The sequence below is a fragment of the Paenibacillus glucanolyticus NBRC 15330 genome (assembly GCF_004000885.1).
Lineage (GTDB): Bacteria > Bacillota > Bacilli > Paenibacillales > Paenibacillaceae > Paenibacillus_AQ > Paenibacillus_AQ glucanolyticus.
The window spans coordinates 164,849-171,670 of the sequence record NZ_BIMC01000013.1 but is presented as its reverse complement, the minus strand read 5'-3'; the positions used below and the strand labels follow the sequence as shown (position 1 = coordinate 171,670).

The following is a 6,822-nucleotide window of genomic DNA, read 5'->3' as shown; positions in this document are numbered from 1 at the left end:
TGATTTGATGACGAAGGGAAATATGTTCAATGATCAGGATGGTATCCGGATTACTCCAACATTTTACTTTGTTCAGAAAGATGGTAAAAATCGTAGGTTAGTTGATCTTTACTACCATTCAGACACTGCTAGATTTGTTAAAATTGGTTCGTCTGCTGATGTTGAACGTAGAAATGTTATTCTAAACTCTCGTCTCCGTAATGTCCCAGGTCAAGACTTGGTTGATACATCAAGTACTCTTTGGGAAATGTTCTCTGGACCACGAGGGTGGCAGGTAACAAAACAACGGTACATGGAGAAGTACATTAAAGATACTTCTAAAAAGACTTATGTTGGGGGTTATGATGTACAAATTCTAACCGCACCTTTACGTACGTTTAGAGGAAACATGTATGGATTACCAGCAGGAGTAGATATATATCGTGCAAATGCGGCAGTTCAACAATGGTACGGTGAGTACAGTTTACCAGCAGCAGTATACGTGGTACCTAAGGGCACAAATCTTGCTCAATACGGAGGTAGACTAGACGATAAGTCAAAGGTCTTCTTAAAGGATGGATATATTGTCGTTAACTTCACCATTGAAACGATCCGAAATGGTGACACAAGTAATCCATACCTTCAGTATATTCGAAGATCAAATTCACCGTACTACGGAGTCTATGATAATCAATGGAGAGATATGGAAGGCTTCAAAAGCTCATTTACTACTCCGTATGGAGTCACTTTTGGATCGGTTGATGGTGATGTTCTTTACTACAATGCTGATAAGTCATCATATGATGATTTTAACAGTTCCGGTACCCATTAACGGTGAGAGCATGGGTTTGCCGCTTATGGTTAATCCATGCTTTCTTTATAAATGAAGATGTAGAAACCAAATTTAGAACTTGTTATAATTTTAGTACAATTACAAACAAATCTATTGTGGAAGCACCACTTTTCTGAGGGAGAACCTCTGTTAAGTTGTGCTTCTTTTTTTGGAGGAAGGATCATATGGTTCTTGAATTATTCGGTAATAGTAATTCGGGGGTACTTACTTATATTTGTTTTCCGATATCGTTGATACTTCTCTATCTCTCATACCAGCTCTATTCAGCACGAAGAAACCGATATAGATATCTTACAATTTGTGCGATGGTGTTAAGTTTTTTTCAATTCAGCTCAGTGGTTTCTTCTTTTTTGTTTGACCAAAACATCTCTGCTTTTACACAAAGATTTACTTTAGCGGGCATAGTATTTTTTCTCATCTTGTTAACGCAGTTACATTGGGAACAGACAAGATACGAGAAATTGAGTTCGTATGGGCTTATTACAGTTTACTTCTTAACTGAACTAGTAGAAGTTTATTACATTTCGAATTTGTTTCTTGTAATTCTTACACTTTTCCTTTTATATCAAATCAGAAATAATTATCGAGCAATAATAAAACTATCCATTTCTCTGCTTGTGCTTCTTGTTTATGCACTCGTCACATTGGCAGCTCACTATATAGGATTGGAGTTTGTATGGGTTGTTTCTAATCTAACTCTTCCACTCTTGTTATTATCTATATTTATGACGCTCCAAGATCGTCTTATGAAATTGCTTATGAATTCATATATAGCTTCTGTAACGGATCCGTTGACGGGACTCTATAATAAAAGACATTATCAAAAGCAGCTACAAACTGAATTAGAACAAATTGACTCTGAAGTGTACGCAATTTTCTGTGATATAGATAATTTCAAACAACTAAACGATAATCAGGGCCACAAGAAGGGAGATGAAGTCTTAATTCGAGTTGCTGAAATTGTTAGGGAAGAGGTACAACTTTTTGGAATCGCTGCAAGATACGGAGGAGAAGAAATTGTAGCATTTGTTAATCTTTCTTCAGGAGATATAGATATTAAAACCATTACCGAGAGTATAAGGAAAAGGGTGGAATCTGAAAGCGAGGTAACACTTAGCATTGGATATGCTAAGAGTACTCCGTCTATTACTTTTGATCAATTAATTCATAAGTCAGATGTAGCAATGTATTACTCTAAAAATAATGGTAAAAACCAAGTAACTGAGTTTTTTGATGAACTCTTACATTAAGAGTTAAGATAACGAAACAACGTCTATGGTCAAACTGTTCTTACAAAGTTTCTTTTTTTATTTACGGGAGGATTGAGAGTGTATGAGTGAAAATAATCTTTTATATCAATCGATTAAATTAGGTGTGAATCCAGAAACAGGCGAAGATATTGTTTGGCCATGGAATCAGGAGGAGCATTCCACTATGACCATTGTGGGAGATGACCTGAAAAGTCCTAGAAAAAAATTGGTGGAGCGCATCATTTCTGAGGTTCAGTCAATGAAATTAGGTAGCGTATATCAAATATTGGATTCTGTTGTGTTGAAGGGAGAATTAATGGAAAGTGACGCCATACTATGGACTGAGAGCTTGCCTGATCCACCCGAGGACTATGAGGACAGAGAAAATTTCATTAACAATCGGCGTTATTTCTCCACCTCATACTTCAATCTTTTTGCTCAATCAAAGATGATTACACGGCCAGAGCTGTTACCACCAACTTCATATCGGTGGAATTATGAGGGACCGCTGTTCGGATATTTAAGAGCAATAGAAAGGTTGGATGACGGCCATCCTTACAAAAACGATTTGAAAATAGAAATGGAAAAGCTGACAAGAGTAGAGTGGTATCAATCTGCAGATGCTGGTCGAATATTTTACCTTGACCAACATGAAAACATATACAATAAAGCCCTCTCATTTCTTCGTGCCGTTTGGAGCTTTTGGGCTATCGTAGGGAAGCTTGATGAGCCAACACAAATGCTGCTAGTTGTAGAAGTACCACACCAACTAATAGATATAAACTTAGAACCTAAGATTGCTGAAATCATTAATTTTAGTTTTAACATCTTAAGATACCTAACCTATGAAACGACTGTAACTTTACTACTGTCATCGGACAAATTGAATCCCGCTCCGGAAAATCACTTTAGACATAAGCTGATATTTACAGCATCAAAACATACCGACTTTGACCTTACAAGTGAAGGCATAAAAGAATATGTGAATCCAATTCTCTTCGAGACGTGGGAGAGTGGTGACAATTCGGCGGGTATTCATTTTGATGATCATATTCCAACTCAATCAGTGTTGATTCCTTTGATCGATATCCCTTCAACATGAGAAGCTTGTATTGAGATGGTTTTTGAAATATAAATATAGGAAGCATGAGTTAAGCCTGGTGATTCATACCGGCTTAACTTTTTTGTTTGAAAGTTGAATTAATCGGAGGCTAGTCTTATAGTGGAATTAAGTAATAACTATTGGAAAAAATGAACAGAGGTGTCGGTAATGAATCAAAGTTTTAATGAGAAACCGGATATTAAAGATCTTAATCAACTTGATGCCGGCGTTTTAATCCATAAATATATCTGTATTCTTGCAATGATGAATTTTGGAACTGCAGAGGAAAAACGCTTAGCAATGAAAAAACTGCCTGAACTTGAACGGATGCTTGCTGGCCATATTAATGAGGCAGCTTTTAAAAATGCGATAGAGAAACTTGATTGGAACCAAGAGGAAGTGAACCTTCTTAATGCAGTTTGAGAGGAACTACTTCAATAAACCTTCAAAGTATTGGATATGGTCTTTAGTTCCAATATGTTGTTGCTTTTTAATGATGGCAATGTTCCAACTCAATGTTATTGTATCAGTTGATGATCCGGATATAAAAATGAAACTCTTTTTTTTGATTAGTTTTGGTTTTTTTCTTATTACAGGTTATATGATTTTCGGATATGGATATCTAGTTTGGTCTACACCTTTAAAAAACAAATTAGTGAAACTAACTGAAGATAACCACAACGTTCTAATTTACAAATTCGATAGGTACTTTGTTGATGAAGCCGTTTTGCATAAAATGAACATTAATCCAAAACCGTATGTAAGGCTCTCTCAAAAGGACTATAGGGATATTATTTGTATTGTAGAAAATGAGGAATGATTAGAAACCAATATGTATACCACGAACAATGTTTAATCTGTGTATTAGTAATTTTCTTAGCTACTGTATCTTTGAATAAAGGAGGGTGAGAGTAGGAGTCATGATATTGCTAATTATCGGTGGTATTACGTTGTTCTTAGTTATATATGGGATATTCTCAGCAGGTACTCCTCGTAATACAACAACTGAATCATCTAGCACCGTCTCTCATGAAGATACCAGACGAAGTAAATCAAGTCAGGAAATGAATGACACTGATTTATTGTCCAAGTTAAATTATTTATCAATTCAAGGTTTTCAATTATGCTTTGATGATGAAGTGCTGCTGAATAATCCAGAACTATTAGTGCAACTAAATGAGAACGTGAGAATCGCCATATCCCATGATGTTATTAAGACATTAGAGAATCATTCAAGGTCCGCAAACTATGCTTTTTCAGTGAAACGTATCTTTTCAATATTATCTAACCGTAAACAAAAAAAGATTTGCAGTATTGAAGATTTTTATCTAAACAATGAAGACTTTTCAGCCGATAAATTATCTGATAGAGTAATAGGTGCATATATTGGAGATCAGAGAAGCAATTTACACTATAACATTCTCGTCTCTAAAAGATCAGATTGGTGCAGATTAGCAGAGCAAAATGGTTTGAATTCTCTTTTAGTTGAATAGGAACGAAGGTTGCGAAGCACGCACAGCTCAGCCCGAGAGGGCTTGGTTGTTCGTGCTTTTTTTGCATGCTATAAGAAATATCTGGCGAAAATTGCCGTAAACCGTCGAGCAGGATTACACTAAATGTAATCTTGGTATTGATACCATTAGAGAATCAATTCTCACTACACTGAAAAGAATTGACCTCTTACTTAAAAGGTATTCCAGCTTGATAGAAAAAATCTTGTGTGGAAAGAGGGCTTAAACAAAATGATCCAGGGAGTTGTTACAGCATTAAGTAATATGATTTATCAGTCTCCATCATTCTCACATGCATCAAGGCATTTTACTATTAAAGCAGGTATTCTAAGAGAAGAGAATGATATAAAAAATGCAGATGGACATATCCTAACGATGAGTGAAAGGCAGCAATTAGTAGAACTAGTTTGTAAAAAACTTTCGAAAAGAGAGATTCCTCTGAATGGAGAAATTATTATTAATTATCAATTCTCCGCAGTAGATGGACTTGAAAACGGTTCTATATTAATTAACAATAATTATTCAAAACCTATCTAGAGAATCAAGGAAGGGGGCAAAGGTGGAGTGATTCGATGTTTAATAAACAGCATTTCAAACTTTTAAAGCCGACTTGGACAGACTGTATTGTACGCATGTAACCGGATTTCAGCCGAAATCTGGAACCTAGTCTGTCTATCGCAAGGAAGCATTCCCTGTCGCATGATGGAAGTGGATCGTAATACGAAAAAGAAGAAGAGAAAGAGAGTTAACGAAAATATATCCAATTGGAGTTTCGGCAAGATTCGAAAGCAACTCAATTACAAATTTAGTGTTGCGGATGGAAAACTAGACATCTCAAAAGTAGACTTCCCTCGCTATGGACAAACTCCAATTTTGTTGCCACTGTTGGAACTGTTCAACTGGATGTAATTAAGAAATACATTGAGTCTCAGAAGTAAAGGGGTGATTGAGTATGCACATAGCGTACAAATTTGGTCTATATCCAAACAAAGAACAAGCGACACTCATTGGCAAGACCATCGGATGCACTCGCTTTGTCTTCAATCACTTTCTTGCGAAACGAAAAGATGCTTACGAACAAGAAAAGAAAACGACGCTGAATTACAACGACTGTTCGGCTATGTTAACTCAACTGAAAAAAGAAATTGAATGGTTGAAAGAAGTAGATTCTACTGCTCTGCAATCCACATTGAAGGATTTGGATTCCTCATACAAAAAGTTTTTTAAAGAGAAAAAAGGCTATCCAAAATTCAAAAGCAAGAAGAATCCAAAACAGTCCTATACTTGTAAAATGAACATCAAAGTAGAAGGGAATCGCATCAAACTTCCTAAGCTTGGCTGGGCTCTATTCGCAAAGTCCAGAGAAGTGAAAGGGCGCATCCTTTCAGCTACGATCAGACGTCATTCTTCAGGCAAATTCTTTGTATCTTATTATGTGAAACAGAGGTTCAGTCACTACCAGAAGTAAATCAGACAGTAGGAATTGACCTTGGTATCAAGGATTTCGCTATTCTCTCTTCAGGTGAGAAAGTGGAGAATCCAAAATACTATCGCAAGCTTGAAAAACAATTGGCGAAGTGGCAACAGACTCAATCTCGCAGACAGAAAGGCAGTAAAAACCGTAACAAAGCACGAATCAGAGTGGCTAAGCTACATGAAAAGATCGCCAATACACGAAATGATTTTCTACATAAATTGTCAACCAAGCTGATCCGCTAAAACCAAGTAATCTGTTTGGAAGACTTGCAAGTCGAAAATATGATCAAAAACCACAAATTGGCAAAATCCATTGCAGATGCTTCATGGTCTATGTTTCGGACGATGCTGGAGTATAAGGCGGAATGGTACGGAAGAACGCTCTCTATTGTTGGGAAACAATTCCCCTCCAGCCAACTTTGCTCCACTCCTGCCTGTGGATATCGAAATAAAGATGTAAAAAACCTAAATTTACGACAGTGGACATGTCCAAAATGTGGCGTACACCATAATCGTGACCAAAACGCTGCCATCAATATAGAGCAAGAAGGACTTCGATTGTTGGTGTAGCTAATTGAACTGTGGGACACACAGAGATAGCTTGGTGAATTTCACTCCGTTAGGAGTGACAACCCAAGAATCCCCTGCCTT

General features: G+C 36.7%; 6 protein-coding genes and 3 pseudogenes. All 9 read left to right on the top strand.

Features of this window, described 5'->3' with window-relative positions:
• Positions 1-811: pseudogene (locus PGL02S_RS18990) on the top strand (DUF5704 domain-containing protein); the annotation flags it as partial.
• A 185-nt stretch (positions 812-996) separates the two neighbouring features.
• Positions 997-2,082 (top strand): GGDEF domain-containing protein, encoded by a 1,086-nt coding sequence (locus tag PGL02S_RS18985; protein WP_063477577.1) that lies wholly within the window; start codon positions 997-999, stop codon positions 2,080-2,082.
• A gap of 82 nt (positions 2,083-2,164) precedes the next feature.
• On the top strand, positions 2,165-3,184 hold the full coding sequence (locus PGL02S_RS18980) for a hypothetical protein (RefSeq protein WP_063477578.1): 1,020 nt from the start codon (positions 2,165-2,167) through the stop codon (positions 3,182-3,184).
• A gap of 168 nt (positions 3,185-3,352) precedes the next feature.
• Complete coding sequence (locus tag PGL02S_RS18975; protein ID WP_063477579.1) at positions 3,353-3,607, top strand: hypothetical protein; 255 nt, start codon at positions 3,353-3,355, stop codon at positions 3,605-3,607.
• Positions 3,608-3,677: 70 nt separating this feature from the next.
• A complete protein-coding gene (locus tag PGL02S_RS28280; RefSeq protein ID WP_197477059.1) occupies positions 3,678-4,004 on the top strand; it encodes a hypothetical protein in 327 nt (108 codons plus the stop codon).
• An 85-nt stretch (positions 4,005-4,089) separates the two neighbouring features.
• A complete protein-coding gene (locus PGL02S_RS18970) occupies positions 4,090-4,677 on the top strand; it encodes a hypothetical protein (protein WP_127502904.1) in 588 nt (195 codons plus the stop codon).
• A gap of 249 nt (positions 4,678-4,926) precedes the next feature.
• Positions 4,927-5,232 (top strand): hypothetical protein, encoded by a 306-nt coding sequence (locus tag PGL02S_RS18965; RefSeq protein ID WP_063477582.1) that lies wholly within the window; start codon positions 4,927-4,929, stop codon positions 5,230-5,232.
• Between the two features lie 293 nt (positions 5,233-5,525).
• Positions 5,526-5,633 (top strand): annotated as a pseudogene (locus PGL02S_RS18960) (transposase); the annotation flags it as partial.
• A 14-nt stretch (positions 5,634-5,647) separates the two neighbouring features.
• A pseudogene (gene tnpB / locus PGL02S_RS18955) lies at positions 5,648-6,657 on the top strand (IS200/IS605 family element RNA-guided endonuclease TnpB); the annotation flags it as partial.
• Positions 6,658-6,822 lie beyond the last annotated feature (165 nt).